17 protein-coding genes and 1 pseudogene are annotated in these 16,163 nt (G+C 60.6%); 9 read left to right on the forward strand and 9 right to left on the reverse strand.

Annotation, left to right across the window (positions count from 1 at the left end):
• The first annotated feature begins 6 nt into the window (after positions 1-6).
• The 5 genes from coxB (at position 7) to ACWTU9_RS22245 (ending at position 5,064) form a co-directional block, all read left to right on the forward strand.
• Positions 7-981 (forward strand): cytochrome c oxidase subunit II, encoded by a 975-nt coding sequence (gene coxB, locus ACWTU9_RS22225; protein WP_455860284.1) that lies wholly within the window; start codon positions 7-9, stop codon positions 979-981.
• Entirely contained in the window at positions 978-2,885 is a 1,908-nt protein-coding gene (ctaD, locus tag ACWTU9_RS22230) for a cytochrome c oxidase subunit I (RefSeq protein WP_455860151.1), read from the forward strand. The genes coxB and ctaD overlap by 4 nt, the downstream gene beginning before the upstream one ends.
• Positions 2,882-3,484, forward strand: a complete 603-nt coding sequence (locus tag ACWTU9_RS22235; protein WP_455860152.1) for a cytochrome c oxidase subunit 3 — start codon at positions 2,882-2,884, stop codon at positions 3,482-3,484. The genes ctaD and ACWTU9_RS22235 overlap by 4 nt, the downstream gene beginning before the upstream one ends.
• A gap of 292 nt (positions 3,485-3,776) precedes the next feature.
• Positions 3,777-4,655, forward strand: a complete 879-nt coding sequence (locus tag ACWTU9_RS22240) for a cytochrome c oxidase assembly protein (protein WP_455860153.1) — start codon at positions 3,777-3,779, stop codon at positions 4,653-4,655.
• Positions 4,621-5,064, forward strand: coding sequence for a c-type cytochrome (locus ACWTU9_RS22245; RefSeq protein WP_455860154.1), 444 nt, complete (start codon positions 4,621-4,623; stop codon positions 5,062-5,064). Before ACWTU9_RS22240 ends, ACWTU9_RS22245 begins: the two co-directional genes overlap by 35 nt.
• A 60-nt stretch (positions 5,065-5,124) precedes the next feature.
• On the opposite strand, the gene ACWTU9_RS22250 is transcribed toward ACWTU9_RS22245, so the two are convergent.
• The 4 genes from ACWTU9_RS22250 to ACWTU9_RS22265 form a co-directional block, all read right to left on the reverse strand.
• On the reverse strand, positions 5,125-5,970 hold the full coding sequence (locus tag ACWTU9_RS22250) for a c-type cytochrome (RefSeq protein WP_455860285.1): 846 nt from the start codon (positions 5,968-5,970) through the stop codon (positions 5,125-5,127).
• Between the two features lie 440 nt (positions 5,971-6,410).
• Positions 6,411-6,770 (reverse strand): PRC-barrel domain-containing protein, encoded by a 360-nt coding sequence (locus ACWTU9_RS22255; protein WP_455860155.1) that lies wholly within the window; start codon positions 6,768-6,770, stop codon positions 6,411-6,413.
• Entirely contained in the window at positions 6,770-7,990 is a 1,221-nt protein-coding gene (locus ACWTU9_RS22260) for an Nramp family divalent metal transporter (protein ID WP_455860156.1), read from the reverse strand. The genes ACWTU9_RS22255 and ACWTU9_RS22260 overlap by 1 nt, the downstream gene beginning before the upstream one ends.
• The gene (locus ACWTU9_RS22265) at positions 7,987-8,451 is read right to left on the reverse strand and encodes a hypothetical protein (protein ID WP_455860157.1); all 465 of its coding nucleotides are present in this window, start codon (positions 8,449-8,451) and stop codon (positions 7,987-7,989) included. The genes ACWTU9_RS22260 and ACWTU9_RS22265 overlap by 4 nt, the downstream gene beginning before the upstream one ends.
• Positions 8,452-9,068: 617 nt before the next feature.
• Between ACWTU9_RS22265 and ACWTU9_RS22270 the strand changes: the two genes are divergently transcribed.
• Positions 9,069-9,389 (forward strand): hypothetical protein, encoded by a 321-nt coding sequence (locus ACWTU9_RS22270; protein WP_455860158.1) that lies wholly within the window; start codon positions 9,069-9,071, stop codon positions 9,387-9,389.
• 312 nt (positions 9,390-9,701) lie between these two features.
• Here ACWTU9_RS22270 and ACWTU9_RS22275 read toward each other — a convergent pair whose 3' ends face one another.
• Positions 9,702-10,208, reverse strand: a complete 507-nt coding sequence (locus ACWTU9_RS22275) for a YciE/YciF ferroxidase family protein (protein WP_455860159.1) — start codon at positions 10,206-10,208, stop codon at positions 9,702-9,704.
• Positions 10,209-10,657: 449 nt separating this feature from the next.
• On the opposite strand from ACWTU9_RS22275, the gene ACWTU9_RS22280 reads away from it, so the two are divergent.
• Both ACWTU9_RS22280 and ACWTU9_RS22285 read left to right on the forward strand, forming a co-directional pair.
• Positions 10,658-11,095 (forward strand): DUF6894 family protein, encoded by a 438-nt coding sequence (locus ACWTU9_RS22280; RefSeq protein WP_455860160.1) that lies wholly within the window; start codon positions 10,658-10,660, stop codon positions 11,093-11,095.
• Positions 11,096-11,286: 191 nt separating this feature from the next.
• Entirely contained in the window at positions 11,287-11,472 is a 186-nt protein-coding gene (locus tag ACWTU9_RS22285) for a hypothetical protein (protein WP_455860161.1), read from the forward strand.
• Between the two features lie 458 nt (positions 11,473-11,930).
• Here ACWTU9_RS22285 and ACWTU9_RS22290 read toward each other — a convergent pair whose 3' ends face one another.
• The 4 genes and pseudogenes from ACWTU9_RS22290 to ACWTU9_RS22305 form a co-directional block, all read right to left on the reverse strand.
• Positions 11,931-13,181, reverse strand: a complete 1,251-nt coding sequence (locus ACWTU9_RS22290) for an NAD(P)/FAD-dependent oxidoreductase (protein WP_455860162.1) — start codon at positions 13,179-13,181, stop codon at positions 11,931-11,933.
• Positions 13,178-13,897 carry a methyltransferase domain-containing protein gene (locus ACWTU9_RS22295; protein ID WP_455860163.1) on the reverse strand — a complete coding sequence of 240 codons (720 nt, stop codon included), beginning with the start codon at positions 13,895-13,897 and terminating at the stop codon, positions 13,178-13,180. Before ACWTU9_RS22295 ends, ACWTU9_RS22290 begins: the two co-directional genes overlap by 4 nt.
• Positions 13,894-14,958, reverse strand: a complete 1,065-nt coding sequence (locus ACWTU9_RS22300; protein WP_455860164.1) for a type III polyketide synthase — start codon at positions 14,956-14,958, stop codon at positions 13,894-13,896. The genes ACWTU9_RS22295 and ACWTU9_RS22300 overlap by 4 nt, the downstream gene beginning before the upstream one ends.
• Before the next feature lie 153 nt (positions 14,959-15,111).
• Positions 15,112-15,240 (reverse strand): annotated as a pseudogene (locus ACWTU9_RS22305) (CsbD family protein); the annotation flags it as partial.
• A 336-nt stretch (positions 15,241-15,576) separates the two neighbouring features.
• Between ACWTU9_RS22305 and ACWTU9_RS22310 the strand changes: the two are divergent.
• The gene (locus ACWTU9_RS22310) at positions 15,577-15,798 is read left to right on the forward strand and encodes a hypothetical protein (protein WP_455860165.1); all 222 of its coding nucleotides are present in this window, start codon (positions 15,577-15,579) and stop codon (positions 15,796-15,798) included.
• The last annotated feature ends 365 nt before the right edge of the window (positions 15,799-16,163 follow it).

Genomic DNA, 16,163 nt, shown 5'->3' on the forward strand with positions numbered 1-16,163 from the left:
CGCGCCATGCCGATATTGATGGTGGCCTTGGCTTCCGGCTGCAGCGGCAATCAGTCGGCGCTCGATCCAAATGGCGCGCCCGCCGTCCACATCGAACATCTGATCCTGGCCATAGTCATCATCTGTACGGCGATCTGGGTCCTGGTGATGGTTGTACTTGCCGTGGCCGTGCTGAGAAGGCGCCCCGGGTCAGCGGAAAAACCAACTTCCGAGAAGCGGCTGACAACGATGGTGAGTGCCGCGGTGGTGGCGACCGCACTCATCATCGCCGGTTTTACGATCGCTAGTTTCTATACCACGCGCAACATTGGCGTTCCTGAAGACGCCGCCCCTACCGTAACGGTCAGGGGACAGCAGTGGTGGTGGCAGGTCTTCTATGCCAGCTCGGGTTCGACCCCGGGCTTCCAGACGGCCAACGAAATCCACATTCCTGTTGGAAAGGATGTGCACCTCAAGCTTGAGAGCAGTGATGTCATTCATTCGTTCTGGGTGCCTAGCCTCGCGGGAAAGCAGGATCTGGTGCCCGGACGCTCGAACGATTTGCTGTTGCGCGCGGAAAAGCCTGGCGTCTATCGCGGGCAATGCGCCGAATTCTGCGGCCTGCAACATAGCCACATGGCAATCATGGTCGTTGCCGAGCCGCCCGCGGACTATGAGCGCTGGGCGGCCGCACAATCTGGCAATGCCGCAACGTCTGCCGATCCGGACGCGAGAGCGGGACAGGCAATCTTTCTGGCAAAGCCCTGTGCTGCCTGCCACACGGTGCGGGGCACCTCCGCCAGCGGCACGACCGGGCCTGACCTGACACATATAGGAAGCCGGCAGACGATCGTTGCCGGGCTCATGGAAACCACCCGCGGTTCGCTCGCCGCCTGGATTGCCGATCCACAGACGCTCAAACCCGGCAACAATATGCCAATAGTCCCACTGACCAGCGCCGAACTGCAGAACATCTCCGCCTACATGGAAAGCCTGAAATGACGCCCGAGGACGACCGCGATTCCCGTGACACGGCATTCGAGGCTGCCGAACTTGAGCGGCGCCTAGCGGCGACGTGGGCCACACCGCCGGGCCTCGTGGGTGCTCTCTCGACGGTGGACCACAAAATCATCGGGCGGCGCTACATCACCACGGCCTTTGTTTTCCTGGCGCTGGGCGGGCTGTTGTCCTTGCTGATGCGCTTGCAGCTGGCCCAACCCGAGGCCCGCTTCATCGGGCCCGACCGCTACAATCAGATTTTCACCGTGCACGGCACTAACATGATGTTCTTGTTTGCCGTGCCGGTTATGCAGGCGATGGCGATTTACCTCGTGCCGTTGATGGTGGGCACCCGAAACATCGCCTTCCCGCGCCTCAATGCGTTTTCCTACTGGATCTATCTTGCGGGTGGCCTGTTGCTGTGGATCGCATTCGCGATCGATACCGGCCCAGATGTCGGATGGTTCGCCTACGTGCCGCTCGCAGGGCCTCAATACGCGGCTGGAAAGCGGACCGACATATGGGCGCAGATGATCACCTTCACCGAAGTTTCCGCGCTCGCCGTCGCCGTCGAAATCGTGGTGACCGTGTTCAAGCAACGCGCACCTGGAATGTCGCTCGACCGGATCCCGTTGTTCGTGTGGTCGATGCTGGTCACATCGTTTCTCGTCATCCTCGCCATGCCCGCGATCATGATCGCGAGCACGTCGCTTATCCTCGACCGGCTCGTTGGAACACACTTTTTCAACCCGGCGGAAGGCGGCGACGTGCTGTTGTGGCAGCATCTGTTCTGGTTCTTCGGCCATCCGGAAGTCTACATCATCTTCCTGCCGGCGGTGGGCATGGTATCGACCATTGTCGCCACATTCACGCGCAGCCCCGTGTTCGGTTATCTGGGTATGGTAATGGCGCTGGTCGCCACCGGCGTTCTGGCGTTCGGGCTCTGGGTGCATCATATGTTCGTCGCCGGCCTGCCGCGGCTCGGCGAAAGTTTCTTCACCGCCTCAAGCATGGCGATCGCGGTTCCGGCCGGGCTGCAGATTTTCTGCTGGCTTGCGACGATGTGGGCGGGAAAGCCGATCTTCAAGACGCCGTTTCTGTTCGTCTTAGGCTTCATCGTAATTTTCGTCATAGGCGGCATGACTGGCGTCATGGTGGCGTCCGTGCCGTTCGATACCCAGGTGCACGACACATATTTCGTCGTCGCCCATTTTCATTATGTCCTGGTCGGCGGCGCGGTGTTTCCCCTGCTTGGCGCGATTTACTACTGGTTTCCCAAGCTAACGGGCCGCATGATGAACGAGACAACAGGGCGCTGGGTATTCGGTCTGATCTTTACCGGCTTCAACCTGACCTTTTTCCCCATGCATATTCTTGGACTGCGCGGCATGCCGCGCCGCATCTATACCTACCAGCCAGAAATGCCATGGTCCGGCCTGAACATGTTCATCAGCCTCAGCGCGATCATTCTTGCAGCCGGTTTCCTTCTGTTTTTCATCGATGCGATACGCAGCGCCAGAGCAGGCGCCACCGCCTCGGCCAATCCCTGGGGGGCCACCACGCTTGAATGGGCGACAACGTCGCCACCGCCGGCCTATAACTTCGCCAAGCTACCGCTGGTGGATAGCCTTGAGCCGATACATGACGACGCGTTGCTTCCCGCCGCTATCGGCCTGCGCGTCGACCGTCGGGAATTGTTGATCACCAGCGTGGTTGAAGCGGCGCCGGAAGCGCGGGAGTCATCGTCCGGCGATTCGATCTGGCCGCTATGGGCGGCGCTGGCCACAACGGTGGCGTTGATCTGGTCGATATTCAGCCCCTGGGCGGTCGTATGGGGTTCGATACCTATCGCGATCGCGCTGATTGGCTGGTTCTGGCCAAAGGGCGTGCCGGAGGATGATTCATGAAAGACAACGTCGTCCTCGACCTGGCAGAGCTTCCGCCGCATGGCCTCGGCACTGCGAGCCAATCCTGGTGGGGCACGCTCGCCTTCATGCTCATTGAGGGAACAGGCTTTGCGCTTTCGGTCGTCGTCTATCTCTATCTCATGAGCCTGGCACCACGCTGGCCGCTGGAGGCCGGACCGCCTGACCTGCTCGCCGGGACAACCCTGACAGCGCTACTCCTGGCAAGCCTTGTTCCCAACATCTTCCTCGCCCGCTGGGCGCGAAAGCAAGACCTGCTGAAGGTTCGCGTCGGCCTCATCGTCATGTCCTTGCTGGGGATAGCACCGCTGATCCTGCGCGCCTTCGAATTTCCGGCCATGCACATCAGGTGGGATCAAAACGCCTACGGCTCGATCGTCTGGGTCATGCTCGGCCTTCACACCACGCACATACTGACCGATCTGATCGAGACGCTGGTACTGACGTGTCTGATGTTCTCACGCCATGGCGATAACCCACGACGCTACGGAGATGTCAGTGACAATACGATGTACTGGAACTTCGTGGTCGCTACGTGGTTGCCGATGTATGCCTGCCTCTATTGGGTGCCACGGCTATGACAGCAAATCGGCTCCGATACATCGCACTTGTTATTCCCCTCTTGGCGTGGGCTCTGAGCACACAGCTGGGGCAAATCACGCCTTATGAGGACTGCCAGCAGGATGTCCCCTGGACAGCGCTTGCCAGTTGCTTCCTACTTGTGGTTTCGATTGTTGGCCTCGCCGGCTCGCGGGCCACGTTGACGGGGTTGACCAGGACTGAGCGATTTCTCGTCAATGCCGGTTTTCTCATTGCGCTGGCCTTTGTTTTCGCGCTGTCATTGCAGGGAGCGGCGACGATGCTGCTGGACCCATGCCAACGCTGATCTGCGCGCTGCTTTCTTTGATAATCGCTAGCCCGGCGATGGCTCACGGTGACGAGCCGCATGGGTCTTGGCTTCCCTGGACATTCGATCCTTGGATCGTCCTGCCCATTGCGACGCTTGCCGCGCTTTACGGCGTGGGCGCCGCAAGGCTGGCGAAACGAAGCCGCCGGCCGAGCGGCATGCTTATCCGCGTTCTGCTCTATTCCTGTGGCGTGCTGACATTGGCGGCAGCGCTGCTGTCGCCGCTTCATTGGCTGGGCGAACATCTTTTTACCTTTCATATGATCGAGCACGAGATTGTCATGGCCGTGTCGGCACCCTTGATCGTGCTTGCGCGGCCAGCAGGTAGCCTGCTGTGGGGACTACCCGCAGGAGGCCGACGCATCGCCGGATCGCTGATGCGTACACCGCTGATCCGCGGGCCATGGGATTGGTGCTCCAGTGCCACAAAAGCAACCATCATCCATGGCCTGGCTATCTGGGCATGGCACGTGCCGGTGATGTTCGACGCGGCCGTGACCAACATCGCTTTGCATCGAATTCAGCATCTATGCTTCTTTGCGACAGCGATGCTGTTCTGGTGGGCGATTGTCTGGCGAAGCCATTACGGTGCCTCGGCCTGGCATCTGTTTGCAACGATGATCCACACCAGCGTTCTGGGTGCCTTGATGGCGCTCGCTCCCCGGGTACTCTACGTCGCGCAAACCCAAACTGCGATGGCCTGGGGGCTGACCCCGTTGGGGGACCAGCAACTGGCGGGCATGATCATGTGGGTGCCAGCCGGCACGATCTATGCGGCCGCGGCAATGACGATGCTGGCGCTCTGGATTCGTGGTTCAAGCGGAAGAAGGACGCAAAATGCCTGACTCGTTTGCGCCGCCAATTGCCCGCGCCGTCTTGATTGCTGCAGGCCTGGTGGCTGTATCGGTCGCGTTTGTCGCCGTCAACGTCACGCGCGAGAAGCGCACCCAGGCGGCCCTAGCCAAAACTATCTCAGGCGGCGATCCCGGACGCGCTCCAGAAATCTTTCGCCGTTACGGTTGCTCCGGTTGCCACACGATCCCCGGCATTCCCGGCGCGGACGGCCAGGTCGGCGCGCCGCTGACCGGATTGTCAAAGCGCGTCTACATAGGCGGCGTGCTTGAAAACAATTCCGACAACCTCGTCGCATGGATCGTTTCCCCCCGGGGCTTTTCTCCGCGGACAGCGATGCCGGCAACAGGTATCTCGTCGCAGGAAGCCAAAGACCTCGTTGCGTACCTCTACGCGCACTGACCCGCGATCCCGGTGAGACCTGCTCGTGTGAACAGCCGCTTCAAATTTCTCGCGACTGCCTCACGGGTGAGGCGTGGGAATTGGCGGAAGGGCTTTGATATAACGTGCCATCGCCTGACGATCGCGTTCGGAAAGCATTGCTGTATTGGCGACGACATCGGCCATGGATGATCCCACACGACCGTGGTTGGGCGTCTCGCCGGTTTGAAGCATTGTGGCGATATCGTTTTCCGTCCAATCGTGCAATTTTTCCTGCGTGATGTTCGGGACGAAACCCGTACCTTGGGGATCGATACCACCGGCAAAGCGAGTGTCTGTTTTGATTGCCCCAGCAGCATTGCGAGTGGAGTGGCACTCGGCGCAGTGTGAAATGGTCTCGACGAGATATGCGCCTCGATCATGCACAGGATCTCCGTCGAGATGCGCCGGAGTTGAGCCTTGTCGAAAGAACATCATTTTCCAAATTCCGACGGACCGTCGGATGCTGAACAGGATCGCAGGCTGATGCGGTGGGGCGCGCCCCTTTACCTTCGGAAGCGTCCTGAGATAGGCGTAGAGATCCCTGACATCTGCAGCCGTCATGCCCGTGAAGCTCGTATAGGGAAAGGCCGGATAGTAATGGTCCCGTTCTGGGGACACCCCGCCAATAAGCGCGTTTGCCAGGTCGGTGACGGTCCATGCCCCGATGCCATCCACGGGATCCGCGGAAATGTTGGGAGGCCGAAAGGTCCCGAACGGTGAAGCGAGCGCCATACCCCCTCCAAGCTTCAGGCGGTCGGACTGTCCCGGTGTTGCGTGGCAGGACGAGCAATCACCTTCGGCGAAGACCAGTTCACCGCGCGCGACATCGCCCGGTCCTTCAAACTGGCGATCCTTTTCCGAAAACGGTGGCCGCGCTGCTGACATGTACCACAAGACGGCGGCGCTGGCGCTTGCGCACAGGAAAAACGCAAGAGCAAATTTCCACGCTGTGCTCCATGTGACCATCAACGCGCTCTTGGACGACCGCGCCTCGTGCGTACCTTCAATTTTGACCTTCATGGCGGAAAGCTGCTCGAGGGTGCATCGCAGCCGTGGCCTGATTGGGTCCGAAATATCGAGCTTGTCCGAGGGAATGCGGTACAGGCAATCGCGATGGCGCAGACCAAGCAGGTCCAATACCGCGGCGCCGATACCCGAGGCAGAGAGCCGCTCGAAAACAGCGAAAATGCCGACATGGAATTCAGTGACCACGAGAGCATCGCCGTCACGCTCCGCGCATATGTCCTCTATGTGACCGACGCTTCTGCCGCGTAGCGATAACACCCGTCGACCCGCAAGAAGTTCGAGGTTTACAGTGACCATCCTCAGGCTCCCGGGATGCGGCCGATGACGTGATCGCGCAGCCAGTTCTGCCAATCGAAGATCGCCGTCCGATGCACGTCAAGGTCTGCCTTAACGTCGACGCCGATGTCGCGCACCTTCTTCCAAGGTATCCGGTGGGGCTCGGCGTGACGTTCGCCACCAAGCTTTGCCGCGAGCCACACCATCCAGCGTCCGGGCCGTGAACCAAGGCGGCGCGCCAGGGTAATTGACCCGAGTTCTATCGCAACAATCCTGGGCGGCCTGTCCGGCCTCAACTCGGCCGTGATCCCATCCACCTTGCCGATTTTGACCCCGTTGCGGTCAACGACCTGTTTGTCCAGTAGATCGCGCAGCAGATCCATCACGAACCTCCGAATATCTGCAAGGGAATGGCCACCACGGCAAGGACGAAACCGAGCGCGATGATCAAGATCACAGCGGCGTTCGAAATCATGCCATTGCGGTGCTCGCCGACATACCGCTTATCGTTGAGCAGGAAGAGGAACGGGACCACCGTCAGCGGCAGGCTGGCGGCCGTCACGGCCATGGAGAAAATGGTGAGCTTCAGCGGGTCGAGGCCGAGCGTGATCGGTATGGCGGCAAAGAGCAACGACAACGTATAGACGCCGCAGAAGGCTGGGTCATCGCGAGGTTTTCGGTCCTCGCCCCACGTCCATCCGAAGCCTTGCGCGACGAGATAGGCCTGCTGCAAGCCGATTTCGAGTGCCGCGCCGAAACATGCTATGGCAAGCGAGGCCACGAACAGGACAAATCCCCAAAAACCGAAGACCGGGATCAGCATCAATGGCAGTTGATGATAGTCGTTGACCTGGTTTATGCCATGGGCCCCGAGCACAAGCGCGGATACGATCAGCACGCCGACCGAGATTGTGCCACCGAAACTCATGCCAAGCCCCGCTATGGCGCGATTGGTGCCGAGATAGGTTTTGTCCCAGTGATCCTCGACCGCGCCCGAGGAGTAGAACATGAAAAGGTATGGCGATATCGACGCGCCCAGAATGCTGACAGCCATGAACCAGTAGTTCGCCGCGTCATGGTCCGGCAGGCTGGGCATGGCGCCGGCAGCAACCTGTGTCCAATCCGGTTTCAGCATCACCGCCGCGATTACGAAGCAGAGGGTGACGAGCCCGAGTATGGCAACGCCCTTTTCGATGAAACCGAAAGTGCCTTTCCAGAGGAATAGCCACGCCAGGAACGCCACCGGCAGAGCCCACCACTGAAAGCCAAGCCCTGTAGCAAACTCCCCCGCAATGGCGACGCCACCGATCTCTGCCGACATCACCAGGAAGTTGACCAGCAAGGTGGCCAATAGCGGCCAGAGGAAGGCCTTGAAGCCGAACCTCTCACGGATTCCATCGGTGATTGTATGCCCGCTAACCGCCGCGAATCGGCCGGCCATCTCGACCAGAAAGATGATGCAGATGGTGCCGAGGAGGATTGCCCAAATCAGCTGGAAGCCGAACGTGGCGCCGGCTTGCGCGGCTGTCGCCATCGATCCAACCTCGAGGAAACCGCCAACACTGGTGACGATGCCGAGCGAGATTTCAAGCAGCTTCTTCATGATTTCGGCGCGACGTATCTGGCACGGGCGGCTGCCAGGTCCGTTGCGGCTGCCTCAAGTTCCTCGAGACCCTCACTCACCTGCCGCGGGTTGCCAACCGCGACGCCCGCCTGGGCGCGCCTTGCCCCGGCCGTCAGCTGGCCGACTGCTGCCATGACGCCCCGCCGCTCGGGGGTTTCAGGAGAATTGTCAGACTTGATCTGCCGACCGGCTTCGGCCAGCGTATCGGCCGTCGACTGCAATGTGGCCGATGCATAATGTGAAGGGGCGGCGCCAGCGGACCAAATGGCCACGACCAAGGATGCCGTCCGCGATGCCGACGCCGCAATTTTTGCTTGCTGCTCGATAGGTTCGGAAGACGAACACGCGGACAGAGCCAGGATGGTCAACAGCAGGAATGAGCGGTAAAATGGATAGCGGCCGTGTTCGATAACGCGCAAGGTGAGTTGCACGGCATCCATCCCAGCTCTCGTTGGGTCAACATCGTTTCCGCCATTTAGGTACGGGACGACGGACATGAACCCGACCCTTTCAATCTAACGATGGTGAGCGTAACCGGCGACACCGGGAACCCCGGACAGGGGATTTTCGGCTGCTTGGAAAGCGGATTACATCGCTCGGCAATCCGTGCCTTGACATATCGAATGGATACAGAACGGCCTGGCTCCCACTGCCCTGCCCCCCAGGGTAAAACTCCAAAACGTTCGCCGCCGACACCGCGGCGCGTTGTCTAAAAAGTTTGGCAAGTCCAGGGCGGAGGCCGTCGTTTCGATGCGAGGCTAGATCGTCGAGAAATATGAGGAGCTTCATAGGCGCACCCTTCGACGCTGAGCCTTTGCTGTTCCGGCTCGGTTTTCGAAGACCCGGTGGGGTATTGCATCTCGCCGTCCACTGCTCGGCGCTATCTGCGTGGTGGGTCCTGACCGTCGGACTGATGTGTCTTATCATCCACGTCTCCTACTGGGCGCGTGAGCCCGGCCCCGCCTTTCGGCTTCTTGTTGCCGGCCGCGTCCTGAGAAAACGCGTCCGAGGGATCCCGTCCGGTTCTGGCTGGGTACTTCCTTGCTCCAGTCTCGCGATGGTTTTCGTTGTCGGACATTTCGACCTCCAGGTGATGATTGATAACTACACCAGACGCCAAGGAGTTCCGCGCGTTGACGGAACATTCCTTTTGAAAGGTCGTTGGCCTGCAGGAGATCGTGAAAATGGCCAGCATCAAAACCCTGAGGAAATCTTAAAGGAGCCAGAAAGGTCCGGCGCCAAGATCGAGCGCAAAGGTCTAATGGACAATGATCCCAGACAAGCTCCGGTTGTTCCTAAAACGGCGGAGCAGCGAACGGCAATGTCAATCCTTCTGCCGATCCGTTCTCAAATAGGCGGAGCGATGCACGGCCGGTAAGCATAAGACACCGCGCCCAACCGACAACGCGGAATAGCCATGCCGCCCAAACCAGAGCCGTCTGAGGACCCGCCGATATACGCACCAACCTGGACGCCGGACGTGCGTGAACCTGATTCCGCTCTTAACTGCCCGTCCCCACCCCGACGAAACCCGTGAGCCGCCAAAGCGAGCTCTGACATGAACGGCGATGGTGTTGATGCTTGCCTTGCCGGCGGTCCGCTTGGAGGGGAGGCAGATCGTTACGCCGGCAAGTGGGTGCACAAGTCGCCAGCCGGCGCGTGCTGGGCCGGCTGGCGTCCGGTCGATGCTCTATTCGGCTGCCTGCAAATTGATCTTGCTTTCCGCAATCTCGGTAAGCTTGCGATCGGTCGCCTGTTCTTCCTTCAGGTTCTTGGCCAGAACATTGGCGCAGTCGCTGCGGCCGAGTTGTTTGGCCCACGCGATGAGCGTGCCATAGCGTGTCATCTCGTAGTGCTCGACCGCCTGCGCCGACGCAATCAGCGCCGCGTCTAGAACCTCCTTGTCGTCAACGTCCCCGCTAACGTCGTCTGCTTCTTCGAGGATGCCGTCTATTGCCGGGCAGTTGACCTGCTTGGCCTTGATGCCATGCAATTCGAACACCTGCTCGACGCGCTTAATATGACCCTTGGTCTGTTCAAGGTGTTTTTCGAATCCCGCCTTCAACTGTGGATCGGTTGCCTTCTCGACCATCTTCGACAACGCCCTCTCGATCTGCTTTTCGGCGTAATAGATGTCCCGCAGCGTGTGCACGAAGAGGTCGTCGAGTGTCTTTATGTCCTTCGAAAAGAAGCCCATGGCCTTCCCTTTCGTTGCTCTCAGGGTGAATTTCAGCAGCGGGTTTGACCGCAGCCACCAGCCGCCGGCACGTGCTCGGCTTGTCCGGTAAACGCCCCGGAACGGGAGCGGTTCCGAGATACCAGCGCCAAGCTGCAGCCCTTGTTCGGCCGGCCGACTTCCGCCAGATCCTGCGCTACGGGAGCCTTTGCCCGGAATTCACCTGAGAGGGTCGAAGGGGTGTATTTCATTACACTGGCGCCGGACTATGGCACGCCGGGGTCCGCGGGTGTGTCTTATCTCGCGATGTCTAGACAAAGTCGAATAGACTCTTGGGGCATTTCGACCTTTTGAGCGGCCGCCGACGCATGATGCGACACAAATGGCAAAGTGGCGCCGCATTTTTTTATTTCGAAGGGAACATCTGTCTGATTAGGAACTTGCTTCCGTTGACCATTCAGGAGGCCCTTATGCAGCTCGTAGACACTGTCGTGCACCGTCGGACGCCGAACGACGTCGTCGAATTTGTTGGCGAAGGGGGCGAAGCAATAAGTGTCACCATGAAGCCCAAAGAAGGCAAGGACGACGCGGCCTTGGTTGAAGCCGCCAAGCTGCTCTTGGTGCAGGTGGTGGCATTCGATGGCCCCGTTATCGGGAGCGCCGCAAAAGATTCGGACGTCTATACGTTCGAATATCAAGATAAGGGCGTTATTAGGGTGATGCCCGGAATTTCGCTGCCAACCCATCAATCGGTCGAGGACGAGGTTAAAAGGTCGGCCGAGGATTTGTGGCGCGACGCCCTCGAAAGGGCGGAGGCGCCTGTCGGTTGGGCCGTCAGAGCGCGGAACTCGAATGGCGATATCGTCGCGAGTTGCTCTTATGAGGAACTGCAACTGCGCGACGCGTAAGCGAAATCTCGGGTCAGGATCGCTGGGCGAAAGAAAACACATATCGCCCTGACCGACTTGGCCGAAACGGCGGTGAACGCCGCTGCGCAAGCCGAATGACCGTTGTTGGCGCTGCACGTTCAGGCTGGTCACAATGAGCTTGGAAAGGCAACATTCTCAAACACAGCCGCCGACGCGGCGAGGAGGACGCAATGGGTTTTTTTGGAAAGTTGTTCTCGGATCTTAGCCGTCAAAAACCAACCGAAAAGTCGCGCGCCGGTGATATGCGCAAGGCGACCGGCGCCGGGCCGGCGATAGCGGCCCACTCGAAGGACGCGAAGACCGACGCGCCCACCGGTCAGAATCGCGCGGCGGCGGCAAAGAAGTCGCAGGCCTGAAGGGCCTTTGGATCAGGGGCTCCGCGACATTTCGCGATCTGTAGCGCCAGCGGTGGTGCTACCCGGAGGCGCTGATAGAACAGTCGCGGCGCAGCCTCACACGGTGACCAGCTCCGCGTGTGGGAACAGGTTCTCTAACGCCACGTTGTGCCAATCAGACATGGTTGGAGTGACATGGACGACGACGTGCGATTGAGATTGAAGGAGCTTAGCGTCACCTTGCAGAACAGGGCTGGCGAACTCACGATGGCGCGGGAAGACGATATCGCTGTGCTTATGTCCGGCGTTGCCGTAACGTTGAAGCCTTGCTCGTGCTTGCCCAAGAGAGCAGATCACCGAGATCGGGACCGTCGGAGGAATGACCCGCATGGAACGAGGGCCTTGCTTTTGGTGAGCTGTCACGACCGAACACGCTGGTTCCGGCGGACGGTGAGCGGAGGCGGGCGCTGGAGCGCCGGTCATGTAAGATCGGGGATCGGCCTCGTCTTGCCGCTCATTTGTGCGCCCAGTGTCAGGGCTTGCGGAAAATTGCGGACAGCCGCTCCCATAAGGGCAGGGCCGGCTGGACCGAGGGCCAATCCGGCGAGGACTGCAGCTGCGTAGACCCGCGTCGAAAACAATCCTCTCCAAGCCGCTTGGTAGCGTCTGCCGGCAGCTTCGCGCCCTACCCGGCCGCTTGGCGCGTCCGCCAGCTCCGTGGCCAGCAGCCAGCCGGACTGGAGCGCCATTGAGATGCCTTCGGCGATGATCGGATGCGACTCGCCTGCGGCATTGCCAACGCGGAAGATATCCTGTTCGTAGCAGGAGCGGATGCCAGGCCGGATCGGACCCGCGGCAAGCCACGGACCGTCGAGGTAGGCTCCATCCAGAGCATCGCTCACGCCGCGGCAAGACGTCGTGAGGTGACGGAAGACCGCGTCCGCGGCCGACACATGCCTATCCTGTTTGGGGCCATCATGCCCGGAACCATGGTTCCTGCGCAGCCGCGCGAGCATGTCGCGCCTTATGCAGCACGAGATCGACAGCCGGCCATGATCGGCCAAAACCATGCCGCCATAGCCGCCGGGAAAGGCGAGCAGCGGCATCAGATCGGGCGCGAGCAACGAGCCTGTAAAATGCGCCTTGAAGCCGAGCAGGTCCGACGGGCGGCTCGCCTTCTCAAGCTGGCTTGAGAGTGGTCCCGGCTCCCAGGAGCCGTGCGCGGCGACGATCACCGGCGCACGCAACGTCGCCGTCTCGTCTTCGGAATGCTCATCCCTCGCCTGAATGCGCACCGCTTGCATGTCCCTATCCCGGTCAATGGCGACCGCTCGGCAAGGCTGGAAGATTGCGGCGCCCGCCGATCGCGCGGCCTGCAAGAGCAGAATGTCCAGCACGTCACGGCCCAGCGCCCGGCCAAAGCCGTCTTTTGCAGGGTGCTTATATTTTGCGCCCGGCATCGGTGCCTCGACGCAGGTCTCACCGGAAAAGTAACCGACGCGGCGGATTTCGGGGCCGGCATTGGCACGCCAGGCACATCCGACCTCCAGGCGGTCGAGCAGCGCGATGTTGCTTGCCGAGATGTATTCGCCGCAGACCTTGCGGCGCGGGAACGCGCTCTTTTCCACAATCGCCACGGCCCATCCGCGCCGGGCCAACGTCAGTGCGACGCAGGTGCCTGCCGGTCCGGCGCCGATGACGATCGCATCGTAAGTCGACAATCCCGTCATGGGTCGCTACCGGAATTGGTGCTGGCGCCGACGAAGACGTGCGAAAAGGGACCGACGCGCCCCTCCTTCAGCGGCTTGCCATTAGCCGCAAGCCAGAGAGCAGATAGCTCGCGGTCGCGAAAGCCCGCGCGCACGCTCTGGGCCGCATCATGTCGGGTGACGTCGTTTGCGCCGATCGCCGGAAGAAGCCGGGCCGCGGCGAGCGCGAACATTGCCCTTAGCGGTTCGGTCGCCAGGGTCAGAGAGGCTTTCGGCGCCAGCAGCGAAAACAGACGCACCAGCTCGGCGTCGTCGAAATGATGCAGGAAAAGATTCGCGGTGATTGCGTCGATGCGCCCGCCTTCGGCCCTTTCCGCCCAGTCGAAGACGTCGGCCGTGATACCTTCGACGCTCCATCCCAACCTCTTGAATTCGGTCGAGAGCTCGTTGGTGACCAGGCCGACGCGATCGAGCAGCGTCAGTTCGACGTGAGGCCAATGCCTAGCGATGCGCCGCGCCACCGCGAGCATAAAGGTGCCGTCGCCGGCCCCGATCTCCAGAATGCGGCGTGGCGGCTTCGGCACGAATTTCTTCAGCAATGACGCCATGATCCGCGCCTGGAACATCAGCGCGTTGATGCGACGAAGATCGCGGCGCGAGGTGAGCGCCCGCGGATCGTCGGCCGCAAGCCCGTCAAGGATTTCCGGGACCAGGCTGCGGTGGCTGAGCGCGTTCATGACACTGTTCGAAAGAGCATGGTTTCGGCGGTCAATCCAGGTCCGAACGACATGCCGCAGCCGAGGAGGCCCGCCGGGGCCTTCAGCAGCTCTTGCAGCACGAACATCACGGTTGCCGACGACATGTTGCCGTATCGGCGCAGCACCTCGCGCGACGACGTCAGCGCGGCGGGCGAAAGTTTCAATGCTCTTTCGACAGCGTCGAGAACCGAACGTCCGCCGGGGTGCACGGCCCAGAGGTCGATCGCGTCCGGCGGACGGCCGCCGAGGATGGCGTTCTGGTTGCTCAGCAGCGCGTCATGGATCGCCGCCGGCACCTGGCCGGAAAGAACCATGTCGAAGCCGTGGTCACGGATATCCCAGCTTATCAGGTCCCGCCGCTCGTTCGCGACTGCGCAAAAGAAGCTGTCGAGCTCGATGCCGCGGGGCTCGCCGGTGACAAGTGCGGCCGCGCAGCCATCGCCCCAAAGGCAGAACGACAGCAGCTTTTCCAGTTCAGTGGTTTCGCTGAGATGCAAGGTACAGAGTTCGATATTGACCAGAAGGACCTTCGCGCGCGGGTCGGAGCGGACGATATGGCGGGCAAGCTTGAGGCCATTGATTGCTGCGTAGCAGCCCATGAACCCAATCATCGTCCGTTCGATGCCGACCGGCAGGGCGCAGCGCGCGACCAGGTCGAGGTCGATCCCCGGCGCGGAAAAGCCGGTGCAAGTGGTGACAATTAGGTGGGTAAGGCGCGATGCATCTTCGCCGAGCTGCAATCCATCGACGCCTTTTTGTGCCAAGACGGGTGCGGCTTCGCGAAACATCGTCATTCGAGCTGCCGTTCCCGGAAAATCGCCGCGGAGGAAAGTCTCCGCGAGATCGACAGATCGTCCTTCGGGATCGATGGCGGGTGCAAAGCAGGAATAGCGGCTCTCGATGCCGGCAAGCCCGGCCATGCGTTCGAAGACTCTCCGGCGATTGGCAGCGAGCATCGAAGCCGCGAACCGCAGATAGAATTGATGAACCTCGTGTTCAGGAATGGCTGTCGCGATCCGGTTGATGTAGGCGGCGGACATTTCCGATCTCCCTGGCGTCTTGCGCGCGGTGTCGCGCTGGCCGAAGGGGTCTTTGCTCACTGCCGCCGGTATTGGGCGTCAAATCTCGAGCGTTACCTGTTCCATCAACGTTTCCGAAAGCTGGTTTCATCCCGGGCAATGACCGCCTGCCGGAATCTTGCCTTCGAGTTGGTCGCACTTGCCGGCGATGCGATCGAGATCGTCATCGGTGAGCTTGGCCCGCTGCTCCTTGGCCCTGCCTTTGACCTGCTTCCAGTTTCCCTCAACGCGCTTCCAGTCCACGGTCAATCGCGACAACCTTAAGGGTTGCGGATCGTTCTGTGCGAAACAGATTGATGGCGCACTGCGGAAAGATCGGACGGTGCCGAACCGCGCTTTTCGTTTGATAGCATGGCCGTCGAGCGGCACGCGGCTGTGATAGCGCGGCTAGCGCGGACAACACCCGCCGCTTCTAGCTGAGCAGCGGGCGAAGCACCTCTTGGCTCGCCGAAGGCTGTCCAAGATCAGGAATGCTGACGATGAACTGACACGTACTCTGCGCGACTCGCACGCTACCCGCCCTGATCTTGGAACAGAACCGCGCCCTTGCCCATTTTGAGTTGAGAAGGGAGATAGCGAATGCAGATCCAAGCAATCTACGCCGCCCTTGCCGCAGCAAACATGGACCAAGCAGAGCAATTCTATACCCAGCTTTTCGAACGAGGCCCGGATGATCGTCCGATGGAGGGCCTGATCCAGTGGCGCGACATCGCCGGCGCGAATCCAGATCTTCCACGACCAGGAGCATGCAGGCTCCGGGAGGCTGACCATTGTCGTACCGAAAATGCATCAAGCCCGTAAATCGCTCGACGAAATCGGTGCTAGGCTCGCGGGGGAAACGGAGGGTGACTACGGCAAGATCGCACAGGTCACAGACCCCGATGGCAACCGCATCACACTTGCAGAGCCGCCGTCGCGACCTTTTCAGACCTAGGACCAAAACAGGTGGAGCCAAGTTAGACCTCGGGGCGATCAGGCGCGAACCAGCGCGCCAAATACACGGGGTTGCCGGTGAGCATGGCGTAAGCCTGCTCCATCTTTCCGTCGTCGATGACGGGAGCCTGCACGATTGATTTTAGCACGAGATGGAGGGCAGCAGCGGCGGCTCTGCACCAGGCCAGATTTGGCGGACATGGTCGCATCGTCAAGCTCATGGGCGATGGAGC

This window comes from Mesorhizobium sp. 128a, assembly GCF_053848025.1.